Source organism: Pseudomonas sp. R84, from assembly GCF_009834515.1.
GTDB lineage: Bacteria > Pseudomonadota > Gammaproteobacteria > Pseudomonadales > Pseudomonadaceae > Aquipseudomonas.
In genome coordinates, this window is the sequence record NZ_CP019426.1 from 2,410,911 (window position 1) to 2,432,141 (window position 21,231).

Annotated in this window: 15 protein-coding genes; 6 read left to right on the top strand and 9 right to left on the bottom strand. The window is 60.8% G+C overall.

Going from position 1 to position 21,231, the window contains the following annotated elements; genetic code table 11:
• Nucleotides 1–40: 40 nt before the first annotated feature.
• Together PspR84_RS10805 and PspR84_RS10810 are read right to left on the bottom strand one after the other, a co-directional pair.
• Nucleotides 41–2,269, bottom strand: coding sequence for an Ig-like domain-containing protein (locus tag PspR84_RS10805; RefSeq protein WP_160057234.1), 2,229 nt, complete (start codon nt 2,267–2,269; stop codon nt 41–43).
• 35 nt (nt 2,270–2,304) lie between these two features.
• Complete coding sequence (locus tag PspR84_RS10810) at nt 2,305–3,651, bottom strand: hypothetical protein (RefSeq protein WP_122600424.1); 1,347 nt, start codon at nt 3,649–3,651, stop codon at nt 2,305–2,307.
• Between the two features lie 424 nt (nt 3,652–4,075).
• Between PspR84_RS10810 and PspR84_RS10815 the strand changes: the two genes are divergently transcribed.
• The 5 genes from PspR84_RS10815 to PspR84_RS10835 all read left to right on the top strand — a co-directional run bounded on the left by PspR84_RS10815 (nt 4,076) and on the right by PspR84_RS10835 (nt 12,685).
• Nucleotides 4,076–5,524 (top strand): ATP-binding protein, encoded by a 1,449-nt coding sequence (locus PspR84_RS10815; protein ID WP_160057235.1) that lies wholly within the window; start codon nt 4,076–4,078, stop codon nt 5,522–5,524.
• Nucleotides 5,525–5,793: 269 nt separating this feature from the next.
• Complete coding sequence (locus PspR84_RS10820; RefSeq protein ID WP_160057236.1) at nt 5,794–8,601, top strand: multicopper oxidase domain-containing protein; 2,808 nt, start codon at nt 5,794–5,796, stop codon at nt 8,599–8,601.
• Complete coding sequence (locus PspR84_RS10825) at nt 8,598–9,701, top strand: SCO family protein (RefSeq protein ID WP_160057237.1); 1,104 nt, start codon at nt 8,598–8,600, stop codon at nt 9,699–9,701. Before PspR84_RS10820 ends, PspR84_RS10825 begins: the two co-directional genes overlap by 4 nt.
• A 94-nt stretch (nt 9,702–9,795) precedes the next feature.
• Nucleotides 9,796–11,286 (top strand): ATP-binding protein, encoded by a 1,491-nt coding sequence (locus PspR84_RS10830; RefSeq protein ID WP_160057238.1) that lies wholly within the window; start codon nt 9,796–9,798, stop codon nt 11,284–11,286.
• Complete coding sequence (locus PspR84_RS10835) at nt 11,255–12,685, top strand: sigma-54 dependent transcriptional regulator (RefSeq protein WP_160057239.1); 1,431 nt, start codon at nt 11,255–11,257, stop codon at nt 12,683–12,685. Before PspR84_RS10830 ends, PspR84_RS10835 begins: the two co-directional genes overlap by 32 nt.
• A 150-nt stretch (nt 12,686–12,835) precedes the next feature.
• Here PspR84_RS10835 and PspR84_RS10840 read toward each other — a convergent pair whose 3' ends face one another.
• Nucleotides 12,836–13,183 (bottom strand): hypothetical protein, encoded by a 348-nt coding sequence (locus PspR84_RS10840; RefSeq protein WP_160057240.1) that lies wholly within the window; start codon nt 13,181–13,183, stop codon nt 12,836–12,838.
• A 258-nt stretch (nt 13,184–13,441) separates the two neighbouring features.
• On the opposite strand from PspR84_RS10840, the gene PspR84_RS10845 reads away from it, so the two are divergent.
• The gene (locus tag PspR84_RS10845; RefSeq protein WP_160057241.1) at nt 13,442–14,239 is read left to right on the top strand and encodes a class I SAM-dependent methyltransferase; all 798 of its coding nucleotides are present in this window, start codon (nt 13,442–13,444) and stop codon (nt 14,237–14,239) included.
• Between the two features lie 126 nt (nt 14,240–14,365).
• Here PspR84_RS10845 and PspR84_RS10850 read toward each other — a convergent pair whose 3' ends face one another.
• The 6 genes from PspR84_RS10850 to PspR84_RS10875 form a co-directional block, all read right to left on the bottom strand.
• A complete protein-coding gene (locus PspR84_RS10850; protein WP_160057242.1) occupies nt 14,366–15,058 on the bottom strand; it encodes an N-acetyltransferase in 693 nt (230 codons plus the stop codon).
• Nucleotides 15,055–16,242, bottom strand: coding sequence for a GNAT family N-acetyltransferase (locus tag PspR84_RS10855; protein WP_160057243.1), 1,188 nt, complete (start codon nt 16,240–16,242; stop codon nt 15,055–15,057). Before PspR84_RS10855 ends, PspR84_RS10850 begins: the two co-directional genes overlap by 4 nt.
• 4 nt (nt 16,243–16,246) lie before the next feature.
• The gene (locus PspR84_RS10860) at nt 16,247–16,936 is read right to left on the bottom strand and encodes a GNAT family protein (protein ID WP_160057244.1); all 690 of its coding nucleotides are present in this window, start codon (nt 16,934–16,936) and stop codon (nt 16,247–16,249) included.
• Nucleotides 16,937–17,004: 68 nt separating this feature from the next.
• Entirely contained in the window at nt 17,005–18,924 is a 1,920-nt protein-coding gene (locus tag PspR84_RS10865; protein WP_160057245.1) for a hypothetical protein, read from the bottom strand.
• Complete coding sequence (locus PspR84_RS10870; protein ID WP_160057246.1) at nt 18,921–20,228, bottom strand: oligosaccharide flippase family protein; 1,308 nt, start codon at nt 20,226–20,228, stop codon at nt 18,921–18,923. Before PspR84_RS10870 ends, PspR84_RS10865 begins: the two co-directional genes overlap by 4 nt.
• Nucleotides 20,225–21,226: a polysaccharide deacetylase family protein gene (locus PspR84_RS10875; protein WP_160057247.1), complete on the bottom strand. Its 1,002-nt coding sequence runs from the start codon at nt 21,224–21,226 to the stop codon at nt 20,225–20,227. Before PspR84_RS10875 ends, PspR84_RS10870 begins: the two co-directional genes overlap by 4 nt.
• Nucleotides 21,227–21,231 lie beyond the last annotated feature (5 nt).

Genomic DNA, 21,231 nt, shown 5'->3' on the forward strand with positions numbered 1-21,231 from the left:
AACCGTGCCCCAGCCACCCGAAAGTGGCTGGGGATCTGGCTTACAGCGTGGTCACCGAGACCGTGCGCACGGTGCCTTGGGACGAGCGGATCGTCGCGGTCGGGTTGGCCGAAGGCACTACCAGCGTGTTGTTCAGCGTCAGCCGCCAGCGTCCGGTTAACGGCACCGTGGTGGTGCCAAGGGTGACCAGCCCGGAAGGGGTGGTGACCTGCACGGTGATGGTGTTGCCGGTGGTCACTGACGAGGTGCCGGTGAAGTCCCAGTTGAAGCGCCCGCCGGAGCGTGCCTGCACCGTCGACGCGGTGACGGCGAACGTTTCCGCTGCTGGCCGTGGCGAAACTTGCACCGTGACCGTGGCCGGCGTCGACAGGGCACCGAAGGCGTCCCGGGCGATGTAGGTGAAGGTCGTGGTGAATGCCGTGGTCACGGTGGCCGGTGGGGTGTAGGTGATCACCGTGCCGTTGCTGCTAACCGTGCCGCGCCCGGCGGCGGGTTGGGTCAGGCTGTTGACGGCCAGTGGCACGTTGCCTTCCGGATCGGTGTCGTTGGCCAGCACGTTGATCGGGATCGCTACGCCCAGTGTTGCGACGCTGTCGGCGACGGCGGTCGGGGCCTGGTTCGGTGCGACGGTGATGGTTACGGTCGCCGGGTTGGCCGAGGCCAGACCTTTGGCGTCCTGCGCCTTGTAGGTGAAGGTCGTGGTCAGTGGCGCGTTGACTACCGCTGGCGGCGTGTAGACCACCGATGTGGTGCCGTTGAGCGCTACGGTGCCTTGGCCCGCGGCCGGTTGAGTCAACGCGGTGATGCCCAGTGGATTATCGCCATCGGGATCGCTGTCGTTGGTCAACAGGCTGAGGGTGATCGGCACACCGAAGCTTGTGCTGCCGGTGTCGGCATTGCTGATCGGCGCTTGATTTTCACCCGTGTCCGGCGCGCTGCCGACCACGACGACCGCTTCAGTGTCACCACCGCCAGCGGCAGATTTCACCGTCACGGTAGCGGGTGGCTGAGTCAGGTCGGCGACGGTGATGCGCTGCAGGGTGCCGGTCTTCGACAGACGTCCGTAGCCTTGGGCAACCATGTCGGGGATCGCCACTTCATCGCTCGAAGTGGCCTCGATCAGCAAGCTATGGTTGGCCCAGTTGTAACGGGCAGTCTGCACTTTCACCACGTCGGTGAGCTTGGCTGATACGGCCGTCGGACGCGTGGTGCCGGCGGGGTTGGTGGCGGTCACGACGACTACCGGAGGTACCGCGCCAATGCCCAAGCGGTGGCCGAAGAACAGACCATTGTTGTCACCTAGCAGAGTGGTCTGGCACGGCGTTGGCGGTGGGCCGGGGAGCAGCGCCACGGTTTCGCGGAAGCACAGGGTCGAGCTGTTACTGGCCTTGGCAAACACTTCGGCACGCACGCCGGCGGCGGTGCGGCGATAGGTGGCGCGGTCGATTTCCACTTGGGTCTGCTGACGGTTGTCGAGCACTTTGCCGGACAGGCTGAACACGTTCGACTGGATCGTCCCTGCAGGCCCGGTGATGCGCAGGAAGTTGGTGTTGAACGGGCTGCCGGTCACCGCTTCGTTGAGGTTCGGGTCACCGACGAAAGTTTCCGTGGCGCCGGTGTCGGGGTTCACTTCGGTGTACGGGCCGTTGACGCTGCGCAGGAACGGTCCGATGGCGCCATTGACGGCACCGGTGAAATTGCCCGGTGCGCCGATGCCGATGTCGCGGGTAATGTTGATCGCGCGGCGTCCAGGCGCGGTGACATTGACCGTCTCGACGCCATACGGGTGAGTGATCGTATAGGTGCCGGCAACGGGTACGTTCACCCGGATGCGAATCCGCGCGAAGCTTTGCTGATCACCATCGGCCGGATTTTCCGAGGCGAATGCCGCTTCGATCCCGGCGACATAAGCGTCCACGCCATAACCGGCAGCGTTGTCGGCAATCGTGGTTTCGGCCAGGAACCAGAAGGCTTCCGGCGGCCAGTTGTCTGGGAAAATCATCGGCTGGGCGTCGTCGTAGATACCCGGTTCAGCCAGCAAAATGCACATGTAGGCCGGCGGCGTGGTCGCGGCAACGCGCGAGCTGGCGGCGCGCGATTGGCACAGTTCCATCGACAGCAGATTGTTGTCCTGATACCACATCGGGAATTTCCCGGTGGCGAAGGTGTAGGGGCCGGGGTCGACGGCGGCGAGTTGCGCATAGGCACTGCCGGTCAGCGAGAGAGCGAGCCCGAGCGCGTTGAGCGCAAAGCGTGGCCACTTGTTCATGATGCCTCCTGATGCGGATCTGGGCATGTGAGCGTTCATTGCACGATGACCACTTCTTCGGTATCGCTGCCGCCGTTGGACGACGTCACACGGACCTTAGCCGGTGGGATCGGCGAGATCCCGGTGGCCAGGGTTTTCACCGCGCCGTCGCCGCCCAGCGCACCGATGGCGGCGCCGCTGCCGGAGGTGGCGGTGAGTACCGGCGGTGAGGTTTCGTCACTGGTCGAGGCCACCACGGTGAGTTGTCCTGAGCTGAGGCTGTATTGCGCGCTCTGGATCACCACCAGGTCGGTCAGGGTCATGGGCAGGGTGGTCGGCGTGCTGCTGGCGATGGCCAGGTGGTTGTCGGCGGTCACTTGCAAAGTAGTTGGCAAGGTCGGGTTGACCGAGGACTGTGCGTACCAGCTGCCGGTGCTGTTGGCTTCGGTCATGTTCAGCACCGGGGTGCTGCTGGTGACGGCCGCCGTACCCGGAGCTGGCGGAGCAAGGACGAACACGTCTTGCTGCGCCACCGGTGCGCTGTCGCCGGCCTTGCGCGAGTAGGTGCTGCGCTGGGTGATCATTGGCGTTGGCCGGACCACCGTCGACAACTTGCCCGAAACGGCGAACACGTTCGTCCGCAGATCGAGGCCGTTAGGGCCTTCGATGCGTACGTAGTTAGTGTTGAACGGGCTGCCGGTGACTGCCTCGTTGAGGTTCGGGTCGCCGACGAATTGTTCGGCGGCACCGGTCAGCGGATTGGTCTCGGTGTAGGGACCGTTGACGCTGCGCAGGAACGGTCCGATGTCACCCTTGAGCGCGCCGTCATAGGTTTTCGGCGTGCCGATACCAATGTCGCGAGTCATGTTGATTGCGCGCCGCCCGGGGGTGTCGATGTTGAACACATCGACGCCATACGGGTGGGTGATGACGTAGGTGCCGGCGGTGGGTACATCGACCCGGATACGGATTCGGGCGAAGCTGACTTGATCGCCCTCGACCGGTTCTTCAGCGGCGAATGCGGCTTCGATGGCGCTGACGTAGCCCAGATCAATTCCCCGTGCGGCGTCGACGAGGGCCGTTTCGCCGGTGAACCAGAACGCTTCGTCGGGAAAGTTTGTCGGGAAGACAATTGGTTGCGCGTCATCGAACACGCCGGGGGTCGGCAGCAGCGAGCACATGTACGACGGCGCGCCGGGGGCGCTGGGTACTCGGGAGCTGAGCGCTTTGGACAGGCACAGATCCAGGGTGCGACCGTGGGAGTCCTGATACCAACTGGCGAAACCACCGTTGGCCGGTGTGTACGGACCCGGATCAACAGCAAACAAAGCGGCTTGGGCAATGCCTTGGGCCAATGCGCTCACGACCAGGACAGTCGCGGTTTTGGACAGTAAAGGGTGCATGAGTTAATCCCTCTATCAAAGTACCTGCCCCTTGGGGATGGGTCAGTTGCACAGGGCCTGTACACCTTCCATGCCAAGGTGCGGTGAATGGGCGGCAGAGGGCCGGGGTAGAAGGCTTGGCGGGTATGGGCGTGAGGTTTTTGGTCAGCGGGGAAAGGGCGTCATTCCCCAGAATCGGGGACGGTGGGGATGAAAACTGAATACCTGTCGTACACCGAACCCTTGTAGGAGTGAGCCTGCTCGCGATAGCGATGTGTCTGTAATGAAAATGTCGACTGGCCCACCGCGATCGCGAGCAGGCTCACTCCTACAAGGGATTGGCGGTGTCTGTGGGATCAACTCAACCGGGTCGATACCCCCGCAACCGGGCAAACACCCAACGGTGGGCTATAACCCTATAGGGACGTATAGAGAAGTCGCCGCCATGAACATGCAGTCGAAATCGCTACCGGTCGAGGAGGGCAATCTGCGCTTGAACTCGCGCAAGCAGTCGTTCAACCTGCTGCGCTGGTTTTCGCTGATCAGCATGGCGGTGATTGGCACGGTGGCTGTGGCGCTTGGGGCGGTGTCGACGCGTTTTGTCATTGATGAAAGCGTACAGCGCGATGCCTTGCTCACCGCGCAGTTCATTCAGGCGATCGCCTCGGCCGAGGTGCGCCATGTGTCGATTCCCAATGTGCGGACCATGGGCGAATTGCTCGATCCGCGTCAGGACATGCACTTTCCCGACGTCAGTCCGCAAGCCCGGGCCGATGCACGGGGCGAGTTTCTCGATCACATCGAACACTTGCCGGACGTGATTCTGGCTAATATTTACGCGCCGGACCGCCAGGTAATCTGGTCAACCAATCCCGTGCTGATCGGTACCAGCATTCATGCCGACGAAGACCTTGATCGCGCCTTCAACGAAAAGATTCCGGTATCCGCCAGCTACCACGACGTCGACAAGGCCCGTGAAGAACAGAAATTCATCACGCCGCCGGATTACATCTTCATCGAGAACTACATTCCGCTGTTCGACGCCGAGGGCAAGAACGTCACGGCGATGGTCGAGATCTACAAGGAGCCCAAGGATCTGATCGCACGCATGGAGCGCGGATTGGTTCTGATCTGGCTGGCCACCGCGCTCGGCGGCGGGCTGATTTATCTGGGGCTGTACTGGATCGTCCGGCGCGCGGCGATTCTGCTCGCCGCTCAGCAAAAACAACTGATTGCCAACGAAACCTTTGTCGCTCTGGGTGAGATGTCTTCCGCCGTGGCGCACAGTTTGCGCAATCCGTTGGCGACGATTCGCTCCAGCGCCGAACTGGCGCTGGAGTTCGATGCCGGCCCGGCGCAGAAGAACATCAACGACATCATCGGCCAGGTCGACCGCATGTCGAAGTGGGTGCGCGAGCTGCTGCAATCGCTGCGACCGCTCAACGATGATCCGGAACCGGTGAATCTGGTGGCCGCGTTGCACGAAAGCCTGGTGGCGTTCGAACAGCAGATTGCCAGAGCGAGCGTGCAGGTGGTGTTTCATCCCCAGCACACGCCGATGGTGCTCAGCCAGCCAGTACAACTGACACAAATCCTCAACAGCCTGCTGGCAAATGCACTGGAGGCGATGGACAAGGGCGGCACGCTGACCGTCAGCCTGGAACCGAGCGACGACCGTGGCGTCTGCGTGGTGCTCAGCGACACTGGTAAAGGCATGAATGAAGAACAACGGACCATGGCCTTCCGGCCGTTTTTCACGACCAAATCGGGTGGTTTGGGTGTCGGTCTGGTCCTGGTCAAACGCATCATGGAACGCTTCGGCGGCGGCGTGACCCTCGACAGCCGCGAAGGCGAGGGCACCACCGTTCGTCTGGCCTTCCAACTCGTCCCCTGATAAACACATTCCCCTGTAGGAGCTGCCGAAGGCTGCGATCTTTTGATTCTGTTTTTAAGATCAAAAGATCGCAGCCTTCGGCAGCTCCTACAGGGGGGATTTGTATGAACAAAAAAATGTGAACTTCCCCCATCAGTGGGTGTCAAGCCCCGGTCACCGGGGAGTGGGGAAACTCACAGCATCCCCAAGCCCCTGTTACAACTGGAAATAATTTATTGGCGCAGTAGTTGCAAAACACCATCACCCCTTCCTTGATGAGGCGGCTGGTGATGGACAGAACAACGCGTGCCCCAAGCAACACCTTTTTGCTGACGCCCTTGAGCGTCTTTCTGATGTTGACCCTCGGCAGCATGGCCGGCGTTCGCGCCAGCCCGATCGATGACGAGCGACAGCCAGAAACCTCCGATCCTTCGGCGTACTACGACGAACCGGCTGACCGCGCCGGTGCGCTCAATGCCATTCTGACCATGCCGGAGGCGAACGAAGACTCTTTCGATTTGCCCGACGGGGTCAAAGGCGACCGCGCTGAAACGCGTGTGGAAAACGTCCTGCCGCCGTCCGTGCAGACCAGTTTCAATTACCCCACCAACGGCAAGCCGAGCCCGCTCTATGGCGCGCAGCCGTTCACCCAGCAGTTGACCCTGTTCGAAGAGTTCGGGCCGGAAAAACTCGACCCGACCACCCCGGCCGCGCCGCTGCCGTTTCCGCCGGCCGCGATTGGCCCGGCACCGGCTCAGGACCCGAACAACATCGCCCGCAGCGCGCCACCCGGCACCGCCCTTGATGCGTTCCTGCGCCAACCGGGGCTAACGCCGTTCCCCAGCCAGTTCGCCAACGTCGTCGACCGCAACCCGTGGCAGGCGCAGATCGAGGTGTACCTCAACCGCCATATCGGCTCATCCGCCGAAGGTCGGCCGCCAGGAAAAGGCTGGGCGCACCAGCGCTGGAACGAGTTCTACCCGCAAGTCGCCTACAAAACCGCGCAGACCGGTGCACGCCTCAATGGTGGCCTGCGTGACAGCGTGCAAATGCACCATTACGCGGTGGGCGAATTCGGCCCCGGCGGCCTGTACCACAACGTCGCTGGCGTACCAGCGACCGATGGCACCGCCAAAGGTGTCGACCCGCGTTTCCACCCGGCCATGCCGGCGCAAAACCACAATTCGGTGTGGACCTTCGACGGCACGTTGCCGCCCAAACTGTTGATGGTGCGCTACGGCCAACCGGTGATGATGCGCCACTACAACGGCTTGCCGATCGACCCGTCGGCCAACCGTGGATTCGGTCTGCACACCATCAGCACCCACGAGCACAACGGTCACGCGCCGGCGGAAAGCGACGGCTATGCCAACGCGTTCTTCTTTCCTGGGCAGTTCTATGACTATCGCTGGCCGATCCAGCTTGCCGGTTACGACAGCATCAACACCAAGGCTGAAGACCCGCGTGCGGCGTTCCCGTGTGCACCGGGTGAAACCTTGTGGGTCAACGACCTGGCCCCCGCGAAGAAAACCTGCGACCACGGCACGATCAAAATCCGTGGCGACTGGCGCGAGACCATGAGCACCCACTGGTTCCACGATCACATGCTCGATTTCACCGCGCAGAATGTCTACAAGGGCAACGCGGCGATGATGAATTACTACAGTGCCCTGGATCGCGGCAACGAGTCGGTGGACGACGGCGTGAACCTGCGTCTGCCCAGCGGCAGCGCCTTGCCATGGGGCAACCGTGACTACGACGTCAACCTGGTGTTCGCCGACAAGGCCTGGGATCAGGAAGGGCAGTTGTGGTTCAACCCTTTCAACACCGACGGCTTCCTCGGTGATCAGTTGCTGGTCAACTGGCAATGGAAACCGGCCCTCGATGTGCGTGCGCGCAGTTATCGCTTCCGCATCCTCAACGGCTCGGTGTCGCGCTACTTCAAACTGGCGCTGGTGCGGGAAATCAAAGGCACCAGCGGCGAGTTCCAGGGGCCGAAAAACTCCGGTGTGTCGTACAGCCGTGTGCCGTTCCACATGATCGCTAACGACGGCAACATCATGGAACACAGCGTGCCGTTCGACGGCAGCATGGATCTCGATGCCGATGGCGACAAACAGAACCACAACGCGATCCTGCCGACTCAGGGCATCGCCGAGCGCTTCGACATCATCGTCAACTTCTCGAAAAACGGCATCAAGCCAGGCGACAAGCTGTTCTTCGTCAACCTGCAGGCTCACGACGACGGCAAGGGACCCAAAGACGTCATCCCGTTGGGCGACATCCTGTCGGAGAAATACCTGGCGGTGATCAGGCAGACCAGCAAGGGCCCGCAGTGGGACAGAGGCGACCCGGCGGTGGGCAAGGTCTTGCAGCTCAACGTCAAGGCTTACACCGGTCAGGATCTGGCGATGAACCCGGCAGCCTACGAACCGGCGAAACCGGGCAAGGCGGAAGGGCTGGTGATGATCCCGCTGAAGCTCCACCGCGACAACGCCGCCGATAAAGCCGTGCTGGCCAAGGCGCGCCACCGCACCTTCACCTTCGGCCGTTCCGACGGCACCGATGAAGCGCCGTGGACGGTCAAGACCGATGGCGGCTTCGGCTTCCACATGGACCCGCGTCGCCTGAACGCTTCGACGCAACTGTCGAGCGGCCCGACCGATGCCGGTGTCACCGGGTTCGGCACTCTGGAGGTGTGGAACATCAAGGCTGGTGGCACGGGCTGGAGCCATCCGGTGCATGTGCACTTCGAGGAGGGGATCATCCTCAGTCGCGGCGGCAAGGCCCCGCCAGAGTGGGAAAAATGGGCACGCAAGGACGTCTATCGCATCGGCTCCGAAAAGGACGGTCTGGACAGCGTCGAAATGGCGATCAACTTCCGCGAGTTCGCCGGGACCTACATGGAGCACTGTCACAACACTCAGCATGAGGACAACTCGATGCTGCTGCGTTGGGACCTGGAGAAGCCCGGGCAACTGCAACTGATGCCAACCCCACTGCCAAGCTGGGACGGTGTGCGCTACGTCAACTCTGCCGCGCTGCCTACCTTCCGCAACGGTGACGGTGTTGGCCCACAAGTGGTGGTCAAGCCATGAACCGCCGCCACGGTGACCGCCAACCGCTGCATACCCCGCGCTCCCGGGCGTTGGGCATGCACCTGGTGCTGATGCTGGTGGTCTGTGTGCTCGCCAGCCGTGTGCTACTGGCACACCAGGCCAGCCTCGGCGAGCCGCCAGCGGCCAGTGAATCCGCCACCCCGTGGGGTGGCGACTATTTCCCCAACACCTTGCTGACCGATCAGGACGGTCGGCAGGTGCATTTCTTCGATGACCTGATCAAAGACAAAGTGGTGGTGATCAATTTCATCTTCACGTCGTGCAGCGACTCCTGCCCACTGGAAACCGCACGGCTGCGTCAGGTGCAGAAACTGCTCGGCGATCGGGTCGGCCAGGACATCTTCTTCTACTCGATCAGCATCGATCCGCTCAGCGACACTCCCGAAGTGCTCAAGGCCTATTCGCAGCGCTTCAAGGTCGGCGCCGGCTGGAAGTTTCTCACCGGCGAATTCGAAGACGTCACCGACCTGCGCAAGAAACTCGGGTTGTTCATCGAAGGCGTCGACAACGGTCGCAACAAGGATCACAACCTCAGCCTGATCGTCGGCAACCAGAGCACCGGTCGCTGGATGAAAGCCTCGCCGTTCGAGAACCCGTGGATCCTTGCCGATCAACTGGCCAACACCTTGCAGAACTGGAAGCAGCCGAGCATCGAAGAAAGTTACGCCAACGCCCCGGACATTCGCCCGCCGAGCAATGGCGAAGAACTGTTCCGCACCCGCTGCGCCTCGTGCCACAGCCTCGGCCCCATGGACGGGCAGGGCATCGGCATGCGCAGCATCGGCCCGGATCTGATTGGCGTAACGCGTAGTCGAGATCCGAAATGGCTGAATCGCTGGATACGCGAACCGGATCGCCTGCTCGCGGAAAAAGACCCGATTGCCCTGCAGCTGTACGAACAGTTCGAGCGAATTCCGATGCCCAACCTGCGCCTCGACGAGCCGTCCGCGCAGTCGATCATCGACTACCTCCACGATGAAACCGAGCGTCAGCAACCGTCCGCGAAAGCCTTGGCCGACGGCGCTTTGACGCCAGTAAAACCGGGCGATAACGCCGCGACGTTGAGTCGTATGCAGTAGCGGCGAAATAGCATCATTGAACCGTGTGTCGCGGTCAGAGCCACCTACACTGATGTCTGTACGCGACTCGATTGAAAAACTCCAGGGCACTCCCATGCAGCGACTGGAAGCACAAAAAACCTCTGCACCGAACCCATCGGTCGCAGGCAAGGGCTGGCGCGAGCAGTTCAATCTGCTGCGCTGGTTCTCGCTCGCGAGTTTTTTCATCATCGCCGCCGTGGCGCTGGGGCTGGGGTATATCTCCACGCGCTTCGTGGTCACCGAAAGCGTCGAGCGCGATGCGCTGCTGACCGCGCAATTCGTTCAGGCCATCGGCGCGGCGGAAATGCGTCACGCCAAAATCAATCCGAACCGGACGATGGGCGAAATGCTCGACCCGCGCCAGGACAACCAATATCCCGATGTTGACCCGGCGTTACAGGCTTCGGCACGCACCGAGTTTCTCGATCACGTCGAACACTTGCCGGACATTTTGCTCGCGACGGTTTATGCGCTGGATCGCACGGTGATCTGGTCGACCAACGCTGAGCTTATCGGTGTGCACATCAAGGATGACGATGAGCTCGACGAATCATTCGAGATGAAAGTGCCGGTGTCTTCCAGCTACCACAAGATCGACGATGAGAAACCCGAACAGCAAATGCTGCGCGAACCGAAATACCTGTTCATCGAGAACTACATCCCGATGTTCAACGCCGACAAAAGCAAAGTCGTCGCCATGGTTGAGGTCTACAAGGAGCCGGCGGATCTGGTCGACCGCATCGACCGTGGCTTCGCCTCGATCTGGGCGGCGACTTGCTTCGGCGGTGCGGCGATCTTTCTCGCGTTGTTCTGGATCGTCCGCCGTGCCGCGAAATTGCTGCAGAGCCAGCAGCAACAACTGATCAGCAACGAAACCTTTGTCGCCCTCGGCGAGATGTCCTCGGCGGTGGCGCACAGTCTGCGCAATCCATTGGCGACCATTCGCTCCAGCGCCGAACTGGCGCAAGAGATCGCCAGCCCCGGTGCGCAGCGCAACATCGGCGACATCATCAGTCAGGTCGATCGTATGTCGCGCTGGGTGCGCGAATTGCTCGTCTCACTGCGGCCGATGAATGACGACGGCGAGGCGGTGGATCTGGTAATGGCAGTAGAAGACACCTTTGGCGCATTTGATGCATTGATTAAACGCAGTGGCGTCGAAGTGCGATTCAGTCCGCAAAACTGCGCGCCGGTCGTCAGTCAAAAGGTGTTGCTCACGCAAATACTCAATAGCCTGTTTGCCAATGCCCTGGAAGCCATGCCCAAGGGCGGTGTGCTCAGCGTCGAATTCGAATCGCCGCAGCCGGACCGCGTACGCATGACCCTGAGCGACACCGGCAAGGGCATGAGCGCACAGCAGCAACTGTTGGTGTTCAAACCGTTTTTCACCACCAAACAGGGCGGCCTCGGGGTTGGTCTGGCGTTGGTCAAAAGAATTATGGAGCGTTTTGAAGGTTCGGTCGTGCTGACCAGCCGCGAGCAGGAAGGAACCCGCGTCAGTCTCAACTTCAAAGTGGCATCGGGAGGGGAATATGGAACACAGCATTCTGCTGGTCGAGGATGACGAACTGTTGGCCGAAAATATTCAGACCTACCTGGAGCGCAAAGACTTCGAGGTGACCGTCTGCCATTCCGCCGAAGACGCGCTGGAGCAATTGGGCAGCTTCATGCCTGACATCGTGCTGACCGACAACTCGCTGCCGGGCATGAGCGGTCACGAGCTGATCCAGAAGCTGCGCATCAGCGCGCCGGATCTCAAAGTGATCATGATGACCGGGTACGGCAACGTCGAAGATGCGGTGGTGGCGATGAAGGAGGGCGCCTTTCATTACGTCACCAAACCGGTCGCGCTGCAGGAACTCAAACTGCTGCTCGACAAGGCTCTGGCCACCGAACGGATGGAGCGCACGCTGTCGTTTTATCAGGAGCGCGAGGCGCAGAAATCCGGGGTGCAGGCGCTGATCGGCGACTCGGCACCGATGCAATATCTAAAAAATACTATCGGCCAGTTGCTCGATGCCGAGCGGCGCATGGCCAACACCGATCTGCCCCCGGTTTTGGTGGAAGGTGAGACCGGTACCGGCAAGGAATTGGTGGCGCGGGCGCTGCATTTCGACGGCCCGCGCAGCAAAGGTCCGTTTATCGAATTCAACTGCGCGTCGATCCCGTCGAATCTGGTGGAATCTGAGCTGTTCGGGCATGAGAAGGGTGCGTTCACCGATGCCAAGGATCGCCGGGTCGGGCTGGTGGAAGCGGCGGATGGCGGCACGCTGTTTCTCGATGAGATTGGCGAGATGGATCTGCTGTTGCAGGCAAAGATTTTGAAGTTGCTGGAGGACCGCACCATTCGCCGCGTCGGCTCGGTGAAGGAGCGTAAGGTCAATCTGCGGGTGATCAGCGCGACCAACTGCAATCTGGAGCAGATGGTGCAGCAGGGCAAATTCCGTCGCGATCTGTTTTTCCGTCTGCGGATCATTTCGATCAAAGTGCCGCGGCTTTACGCCCGTGGCGATGACATTCTGTTGCTGGCGCGGCACTTCCTCGCCAGTCACGGCAAACGCTACGGCAAACCGAATCTTCACTTCAGCCAGCAGGCCGAAGAATTGCTGCTCAGTTATACCTGGCCGGGCAACGTGCGTGAGCTGCGCAACATGCTCGAGCAGACCGTGCTGTTGGCGCCGAGCGACACCATCGCCGCGCATCAGCTCAACGTGTGCATGAGCTTGGTCGACGAGCCGCCGCTGCATATTCATGAAGCCCCAATGCACTACGAACCGCGCCCGGCGAGCAACACCGAATCGATGAACCTGCCGGAAGTCGAACGCGACATGGTGCGCAAGATGCTCGACAAGACCGACTGGAACGTCACCAAGTCCGCGCGCCTGCTGGGCCTGAGCCGCGACATGTTGCGCTACCGCATCGAAAAGCTCGGCCTCGCCCGCCCGGATAAACGCCAGTGGTAACCCAGACACACCGCATTTCCCCTGTGGGAGCGAGCCTGCTCGCGAAGAGGGCATGTCAGCCGACATCAATGTTGACTGGTCCACCGCCTTCGCGAGCAGGCTCGCTCCCACAGGGTTTTGTGGTGTCTGGTTAATTCTTGGTCGTCAGAATCAATGCTGCTGTCGACTCAAACATTCCAGCAAACAACCCGGATCCAGCACCTCGTCATTCACATAAATCCCACGCTCCGCATCGTAGGTGCGGATAAACACCCGCACTGTCGCATCCGCCACGGTGTGCAACTGCGAATCGTAGAACTCATGGTCACCCGGAATCACCACAAAATCCTGCGGCGCCGTATCGTCGTAAGGCTTGGGCGGCGTGGAACTCAGTGAATACGGAGCAGGGTGGGCGAAGGGCTGGTTAGGCCCGTAATAATTGAAATTGCTGTCCAGCGCTTGCGCCTGTGTGGCAGCGAGCAGACAGCCGGTCAACAACAGCCGTTCGAGCATTTGCATGGCGGCACCTGCGAGTGCGGTTTTCCCCAAGGCTATTAACTATAGCTGCCCACGCCCCCAACGCTCGATCCACATCGGATCTCTGTAGGAGCTGCCGCAGGCTGCGATCTTTTGATCTTGACCTTTAAAAACAAGATCAAAAGATCGCAGCCTGCGGCAGCTCCTACACGAATTGGCTTACAAGTTTGCAACAACCGCAATTGCCGGGCTGATCTAGACTCGGATCCGCTCAATCACGAGCATCGTCCGGAGTGCGCCATGGAAGTGCCCAATAATAAAACCGCCATCGAGAGCAATCGACAGGCGTGGAACGATTCCGCTCGCCACCATCAGGATTCGCCTGACTGGCAGGCTTTGCTCGGCGAGGTCGTGCAGGTGGATTTCTCTTGTCTCGATGAGACGTTGAGCGGGTTGCTGGAGGTCGATGGCAAGGATGTGATTCAACTGGGCAGCAACAACGGCCGTGAGAGTCTCTCCCTGTTTGCGCTCGGTGCCAGAAGCGTGGTCGGTGTCGATCAGTCGACGGCGTTTCTCGATCAGGCGCGTGAGCTGAACAAGCGTTCACCGCACAACGCTGAATTCATCGAAACCGATATCCATCATTTGCCAGTGTCATTGCAGAACCGCTTCGACGTGGCGCTGATCACCATTGGTGTTTTGAACTGGATGCCGGACATCGGCGAGTTCTTCCGCCATGTCGCTTCAACGCTGAAGCCTGGCGGCAAACTGGTGATCTACGAAACCCATCCGTTTCTGGAAATGGTCGACCCGGATGCGGAAGATCCTTATCGCCTCGCCAGTTCGTACTTTCGCGCCGAGCCGTTTGTCCAGGAAGAACCGATTGTCTATGTCGGCAAGGTTGAGCAGCAGTCGGCAAAGTCGTATTGGTTTGTGCATACGCTGGGGGCGATTTTCAGTGGTGCCATCGGGGCGGGGCTGAATATTGCGCACTTCAGGGAGTACGCGCATTCGAATCGGGAAGAGGTGTATGACCAGTATCTGAATCGAGAGGCGCAGATGCCGATGTGTTTTACCCTGATCGCCACCAAGTCCTGAATTCTTGATCGCGACAACCGGCCTCTTCGCGAGCAGGCTCACTCCTACATTTGAAATGCATACCCCTGTAGGAGTGAGCCTGCTCGCGATGGCAGCATCAAAGCCGCCACAAATATCCAGACTGAATCAAGCCTGCGCCGCCACCGTCACTGCTGGTCTTTCCGGCTTGCGCAGTGCCTCCAGCCTTGAATCGCTGTAGTTCGATTCGCGGAAGAAACGCCAGTGCCCGAACAGGTCGTAAACATGCGTGATATGCCCTTGTTCCTGATAGCCCAGGCGAATATGCATCTTCAGGGCCTGTACATTGGCGTTGTCGCAGATATCCACGACTTTTTTAAAGCCCCGGGCAGACATGACTTGCCAAAGTGCGGTCTGTGCGTCGACGGTCAAGCTACTGCCGAAATAGTGCCGGGTAATTTCGGCACCGAACTGGAAGTATTCACCGGGCTTGACCGGGAACGTGCAGCGGTAGAAGTGGCGGTCGTAATAGTCGCGAGTGCTGGCCCAGACGAACCCGACGGTGTGATCGTCCTGGTCCAGGTACATGTGCCCCGTATGCCCTTCAGCGGCCAGTTCGGCCATGGTCTCCACGCGGTCACCAAAGTACTTGCCGAATGCCTTGGCGTTGTCCTCGGTGATGTCGACTCTGCGCAAGCCTTCACAGGGGCGCAGTTTGTTCGGGGCAATCGGCGTGACCAGATCGCGCTCCATCCACAGCAGTTCACGGTGAGCGAAGACGTAACGTTTCCACAGTGCGCCAAGGGTGCGGCGCAGGCCTTTTTGTCTGATGCGCAGAAGCAGATTTTCGATGACGCTCATGATGCCCTCCGAGGCGCTAGCCCAGGTGTGTTGGATGGTGTTGCCGGTTGAATTTCGGATGTGTTCGCTGTTGAGTTGCCGGCACGCTGTGCGCGCCATTTTTGCAGGGCCGGTTTGACGTGGTGCCAAAGGCGTAACCCCAGGCCCAGCAGCAAGCCGCTTGGGCGCCATGAGTAGAAACTCCAGCGCCAGTGTTCCAGTTGCCCGGTCATGCGTTCGTGCAGTTGATGGCTGGAGTTTTCCAGGCTGACCCGCGACGCGTCGATCCAGCGCCAGTGCTCATCCAGCCCCCAGCGAATCCATTCCTCCAGCAACACCCGTCCGCTACCGAGGTCGGCGTACTGCGGCAAAAACGCCAGGTTGTAATCGTAGAGCCGGCCCTGTTCGAGCAGGCCGAGGCGATAGCTGATGCAGCGGCCGTTCAGCTCCAGCGTCACGACCCGCACCAGGCCTTGGGCGGCGAGGGCGGTGAAGGCGCTTTGCATCCACTGACGACTGCGTTCGGTGGCGAAAATCCCGACGCCCTCGTCACCTTTCCAACTGACCGACTCGACTTCCTGCAGCGCTTCTAAAATCGTAGGCATCGACAGCGCATCGGGGGTGATTCGCCGCACTTGCGCATCGCATGCGGCAATCCGTTTGCGCGCCCGACGCAACTTGTAGCGCGGGTCGCCGGATATCTCCTGATGATCGGCGTCGCTGATCAGATGCACCGGCACCCGGCAACTCAGGCGCCGTTCAGCCGTGGAACTGCGCGCCATCCATTCGGTGAGCGCACTTTCTTCACCGGCAGGTTCCGACAGTTCATTGAGTTGCAGCAGCGCGTGGGGCAGATGCTTACGGATCAGCACTAGCGCTTTGTGCATGTCTTCGCTGCCGAGCAACGACAGCAGGGCCAGGCGATCGGCCATTGGATGACCCAAGTGATGCAAAACGCGAAACGGCACACCAGCGAAGCGTTCGCGGCTGGCCACCAGTGGCAGGCACAGCAGCAATTGCTCGGCTTCCCAGCCGAGCAGAATGTGCAGGCGCTGATCCTCGCCCAAGGCCTGCTCTGCCGCGCACAACCAGCCAAGGTTGTTGAACGGCGTGTGGTCGGCCACGCGCAGGCGCAGTGCTTCGTAGGCTGTGGCCGGGAAGTCGGCAGCGCACAGGGACGTGCGCCATTCGAATCGCATCACCATAGGTTCAGGCCGCCGTTGCTTTGACAGGTGGACGGGAAGTTTTACCCAGCGCCGCCAGGCGCGAACCGCTGTAGCGGGTTTCGCGATAAAAGCGCCAGCGGCCGAACAGCGTGTAGATATTCATGATCCGCTGTTGTTCGGTATAGCCCATGCGCAGGTGCAGCTTGAGCGCCGGGACATTGCTCGAGTCACAGACATCGACCACTTTGCGGCAGCCTTTCAAGGCCATGGCTTCCCACAGGCGCAGTTGCAGATCTACCGACAATTCGGTGCCCCAGTAGGCACGGGTCAGTTCGCCGCCGAACTCGAAAAATTCGCCGGGTTTAACCGGGAACCGGCAACGGTAGTAATGCCGATCGAAATAGTCGCGTGGCGTGCCCCAGATAAACGCCACGGCATCGCCGTTGTCGTCGATATGCATGTGCCCGGTGTGACCGTCACTGGCCAGCTCGGCCATGACGCCGACGCGGTTGCCGAAGTAGCGGGTAAAGGCGCTGGCGTTGCTTTCGGTGATCTTCAACATGCGCAGTGGCGGGTAGGGCTTGAGGCTGTGTGGCGGCACTGGGCTGACCAGATCGCGCTCCATCCACAGCAGTTCCTGATGGGCAAAAATGTACATTCTGCGGATCTTCGCCAAGGTCGCTCGCAGGCCTTTACGACGGATATGTCCGCTGAGTTTTTGCAAAACATCCATGGTCTCTTCTCCTGTTGAGGGTCCCGCGCACAGCAAGAGGCTCGCGGGACAGAACATCGAAGGGCGGTTCATGAAGCGCTCCAGTTCAGGGCAAACAGGGTTTGCCCCGGTAATTCGAAACGTACGCGCCCGTTTTCGCAGGCAAACGGTATGTCGCGGCTGCGATTGTCAGCGCCGAAGAAACGCAGGGCGCTTTGGTTCAGCGGGCACTTGGCACCGCTCAGATCAACCCGTTGCAGGCGCGTGCCTTTGTTCACCCCGAGCAGTGCGCGCTGCTCGTCGCCGGCCATCGCCAGAACATCCACCTCAAAAGCGTCGTTATCCAGTCGCAGCACTTGCGGCAGCCAATGCCGGGCGATGAATTGCTGGGCAAGACCCACCGGTTTCAGCTCGAAGCGACCATCGTCATGTATGCGCACCATGCCCTTGCCGTAGGGCGGTTCGTCGGCGGCCTGAAACCAGTTGAGCATGCTCAGCAGGCCATCCTGAGAGGCGTTGATCACCACCGAGGCCCACCACAGCGCGGTGTAATGGGTTTCCTGATCGTAGGGGCTCAGGGCTGAGCCACTGGACAGATTGGTCTGATCCAGCAGCAACGCTTTGCGTGGCTGACCTTTAGCGTCCAGCCCCACCAAGTCTGCTGCGCGGCGTACGCTATCGCGGTAAACCCGGGTCGCCAGCAAGTCGCGAATCATCCATTCATGCCAGGCCAAGGCATCGACCTGATCGGCGGATTCACTGAGTAGACGCCGCGCCCAATCGATGCCGCGCTTGTCCGCTGCGTTGCGGGCGAACGGCCCGTTGACAAAACGTGAACTGGCGGGCATCGCGATGCGCACGCCGGCCTTGGCATTCGCCGGATCGCTGCGCACCTGGCGGGCCATGCTGACAAAAATCGCCCGATAATCTTCGTAGCTCGAATAGTTCAGGTTCGGCTCGTCGGCGAAGCCGATGTAATGCGTGCCTTGACCCTCCAGGGCACGAGTGCCGGCGAGCCATGCCTCAAGGCCGTTGTTGCTTTGCACGTCGGCACGCAGATCGGCCCGACGCCCGGTGCCAGCGAGCAGGGTGATGTCCTGGCGGATGCCGAAGCGAGTCTGATAGAGCTGACGAACCGGGTCAGCGCCACGGGCATTTTTCGAAGTGACGTCAACATAGCTGTAATAACTTGCAGCACTCGGCTTCAAGGCGTCCAGTGCGGCATGGCTAGTCGCAGGCGGCATGAGATTGGGCAGGGCAATGCCCAGATCGGGGGTGCGACCGAGCACCTTATCGTGCAGGGTCAGGCGTACCTGGCCCGGCTCTTCACGCAAGGGTTGAAGCTGCTGCGGATTTTGCGCAAACAGATTGGCTGTGCCGTCGAGCCAGAATGCTGCTTTGCCGCTGCCCTGCAGGCGCAAGCGCCAGACCTGGGGCCGGTCGCTGACCGGCAAGGCGACGTGGTCAAATTGCCAATAGGCGCGGTATGGCTTGAGGGCCAGCGACAGTTGCTGTCCATCGTCCATGCGCTGGGCTTGCAGCGCGTTGACCCCGCCATGATATTTGCCGTTCAGCAGCGCGTGCTCACCCGGTGCCACCTGGAAAAACAGCTCATCGCCATTGCGTGTTTCGAGACTGAAATGCACTTTGGCCGGGGCGAACAGCGCCACGGTTTTTTCATCATGTTCAATCCGGTAACTACGAAAGCTATAGCCGGGAATTTCCAGTCGACTGCTGGCAGCCCCGGGCAGCAACGTCCAGCTCTGCGAACCGCGAGTTTCGCTGGCTTTGATCAGCCGTTCGCCCTGCAGCTTGCCCTGACCATCGAGCAGATAGATATGCTCTTCATTGGCCTCGGCCTGCCATGCCGGCACCCATCGCACTGTTACGGTGTCCGGGCGATCCGCTTGCAGATACAAACTGCCGTCACGGATATCGCCCCACTGCATCGGCGCCGCGAAACCGTTCAGCGTCAGGCCGAGTCCCAACAGCAGGGCAAGGCGTTTCATGCTGTTTTCCGACGTTGCAGCATCAACCACATCGGGGTGATGTCGCTGGGCAGGATGATCAAGGTTTGCCAGAACGGCACGTTGCTCAAGCGGCAATAAAGCACCAGCATCGCCACCGTCACCGCCAGATAGGCGATTGATGAAGCCGCCGCTGCACCGACAATGCCGAAGGCAGGGATCAACAGCAGATTCAGCGCCAGGTTGAACAGAGCGCCGATGCCCATCAGCAACGACACCGTGCCCGGGCGATCCTTGCCAATCAGATCCAGGCGCAGAATGCTCGCATAGCACAGGCCCAGCAGACCGGGCAGCAACGCGAGCAGCGCCGGATACGCCGGTTGATACGCCGCACCGAACAGCGTGACGATCAACCATTCGCCGATCACTGCCATGGTGATGCAGGCGCCGAGCATCACCGTGGCGGTCAGGCGCAGCGCCAGCGGAGTGACCTTGTCCATGCCTTTGTCCTGTTGCAGCAGTCGCTTCATCAGCGGTGTGGTGACCGCCTCCGGAACGATCAGCAACAGTTCGGCGGCGGCGCTGGCCATGGCGTAGTGGCCGAGCGCGGTACTGCCCAGCAGGGCGCCGATAAACAAGTAGTCGGAGCGCAGAATGATCTGTTGAAACAGCAGGTCCGGATGGCTGCGCGCACTGAATCGCAGCAGCTCGTTCTGGCTCGCACGGTCCCATTGCAGTTGCAGCGGCTGCGCGCGTTTTAGCCACATCCAGCCGACCAGCACCACCAGACTGATGCCGGCCAGCCAACTGATCAGCGCGGCTTCGAGTGCTGCCTCTTTCCACATCCAGAACAGCGCAACAAACAACAGCAGCGGCGCCAGGGATTCGATCAGCCGCAGAACATTGAAGGCGACCACACCACCCGACGCGTTGTGCAAGGTCAGCAAGCCGCTCTTAAGGACGGTCAACGGCACCGCCAGCAGCAACAGCCACGCCAACAGACCAAGCTGCATCGTCACATCCAGTTCGCTGCCGAACTCACGGGCCAGCGCGACCACCAGCAAGGTCAGCAGCCCGGCCAGAAGGCAGCCGAACACCAACACCTGAGCGAGCAACAGGCCCATCGGCCGTTGATTGGCCGCTTGATAACCGACTGCCGAATTCAAGCCGCCGCTGGTCGCCGCGCTGATCAGATCCGGCAGGGTGCTGAGCAGGGCGAACAAACCGCGTTCACTCGGGCCGAGAATCCGCGCCAGCAACACATTGCGCAGCAGGCGCAAGGCAATCATTGCCAGTTTGGTGCCCATGCTCAGGGCCAGATGCTTGAGGTAGCTGCCGCGACTCATGGCCGTGCCCCGCGATAAATGCGCCACGACAACAGCGCCGGATTGCACGCGATGCGCTGACTGATGCCGAAGCGCGGCAGGTTCAACGGGTCGCCTGCGCCGCGATAAATGCCGGTGCCGGTGCCGAGGGCGAACGGATAATCGTGATTGGCGATCTGCTCGCGCACGCGTTCATCGTTGTCGCCGTTGGGGTAGCAATACACCGGCAGTGGGCGGTTGCAGCCGTTGTACAAGGCATCGCGGCTGCGGCTGATTTCTTCGTTCAGGCGCTGATCATCAAGGCCGGTGAGGATGGCGTGGCTGGCACCGTGCGGGCCAAAGCGCACCAGACCGGAAGCCTCCAGCGCGCGCACTTGATGCCAGTCCAGCGCTTGCGGCTGTGATTCGGCTGGGCACTCATCGGTGAGATTTTCCAGTTCCTGCGGGTCAAGCGTCTTCAACCCTTGGAGGAAATGCAGCAGCGCCAGGCTGCGGCGGTCGACATCGATGTCATCGAGCATTACCGGCAATGGGTGATGCATGAACTGCAGGCACTCGATCAAGTGCATCCGCGCTTTTTCACCGTGGCTGCCCCACAGGGTTTCGCCAAGGCTTTCCCACCAGAAACGCTGACGGCTGCCGATGAAATCGGTGGAGAGGAAAATGCTCGCCGGCACCTGATGTTTCTGCAGCAGGGGGAAGGCGTTGACGGCGTTGTCGCGCCAGCCGTCATCAAAGGTCAGCGCCACCCGTGGGCGCTCGCTGCGCAGCGAATTGGGCTGGAGGATTTCCATCAGCGGCACGCAATCGAAATGCCGACGCAGCCACAGCAGTAAATGCTCGAAGGCCTTGGGCCCGACGCACAGTTCATTGCGGTGCGGGAGGTTGGCGGCACGGTCGTTGGCCAGCACCCGGTGCAGCATCAGAATGACCCCGGCACCGTGCAACTGGTTGCGCCCCACTGACGAGTTGAGATAAAGCCAGCCGCTGGTGCGTTTTAGCAGTTGTTTGATCGCCATGGCAT

What these genes read in the sequence shown, in the direction of transcription:
- PspR84_RS10855 (WP_160057243.1), bottom strand. Translation starts at nt 16,242, where the DNA reads ATGGTGATGCGATTCGAATGGCGCACGTCCCTGTGCGCTGCCGACTTC.
- PspR84_RS10840 (WP_160057240.1), bottom strand. Translation starts at nt 13,183, where the DNA reads ATGCAAATGCTCGAACGGCTGTTGTTGACCGGCTGTCTGCTCGCTGCC.
- PspR84_RS10830 (WP_160057238.1), top strand. Translation starts at nt 9,796, where the DNA reads ATGCAGCGACTGGAAGCACAAAAAACCTCTGCACCGAACCCATCGGTC.
- PspR84_RS10805 (WP_160057234.1), bottom strand. Translation starts at nt 2,269, where the DNA reads ATGAACAAGTGGCCACGCTTTGCGCTCAACGCGCTCGGGCTCGCTCTC.
- PspR84_RS10815 (WP_160057235.1), top strand. Translation starts at nt 4,076, where the DNA reads ATGAACATGCAGTCGAAATCGCTACCGGTCGAGGAGGGCAATCTGCGC.
- PspR84_RS10820 (WP_160057236.1), top strand. Translation starts at nt 5,794, where the DNA reads ATGGACAGAACAACGCGTGCCCCAAGCAACACCTTTTTGCTGACGCCC.
- PspR84_RS10850 (WP_160057242.1), bottom strand. Translation starts at nt 15,058, where the DNA reads ATGAGCGTCATCGAAAATCTGCTTCTGCGCATCAGACAAAAAGGCCTG.
- PspR84_RS10875 (WP_160057247.1), bottom strand. Translation starts at nt 21,226, where the DNA reads ATGGCGATCAAACAACTGCTAAAACGCACCAGCGGCTGGCTTTATCTC.
- PspR84_RS10865 (WP_160057245.1), bottom strand. Translation starts at nt 18,924, where the DNA reads ATGAAACGCCTTGCCCTGCTGTTGGGACTCGGCCTGACGCTGAACGGT.
- PspR84_RS10825 (WP_160057237.1), top strand. Translation starts at nt 8,598, where the DNA reads ATGAACCGCCGCCACGGTGACCGCCAACCGCTGCATACCCCGCGCTCC.
- PspR84_RS10860 (WP_160057244.1), bottom strand. Translation starts at nt 16,936, where the DNA reads ATGGATGTTTTGCAAAAACTCAGCGGACATATCCGTCGTAAAGGCCTG.
- PspR84_RS10845 (WP_160057241.1), top strand. Translation starts at nt 13,442, where the DNA reads ATGGAAGTGCCCAATAATAAAACCGCCATCGAGAGCAATCGACAGGCG.
- PspR84_RS10810 (WP_122600424.1), bottom strand. Translation starts at nt 3,651, where the DNA reads ATGCACCCTTTACTGTCCAAAACCGCGACTGTCCTGGTCGTGAGCGCA.
- PspR84_RS10835 (WP_160057239.1), top strand. Translation starts at nt 11,255, where the DNA reads ATGGAACACAGCATTCTGCTGGTCGAGGATGACGAACTGTTGGCCGAA.
- PspR84_RS10870 (WP_160057246.1), bottom strand. Translation starts at nt 20,228, where the DNA reads ATGAGTCGCGGCAGCTACCTCAAGCATCTGGCCCTGAGCATGGGCACC.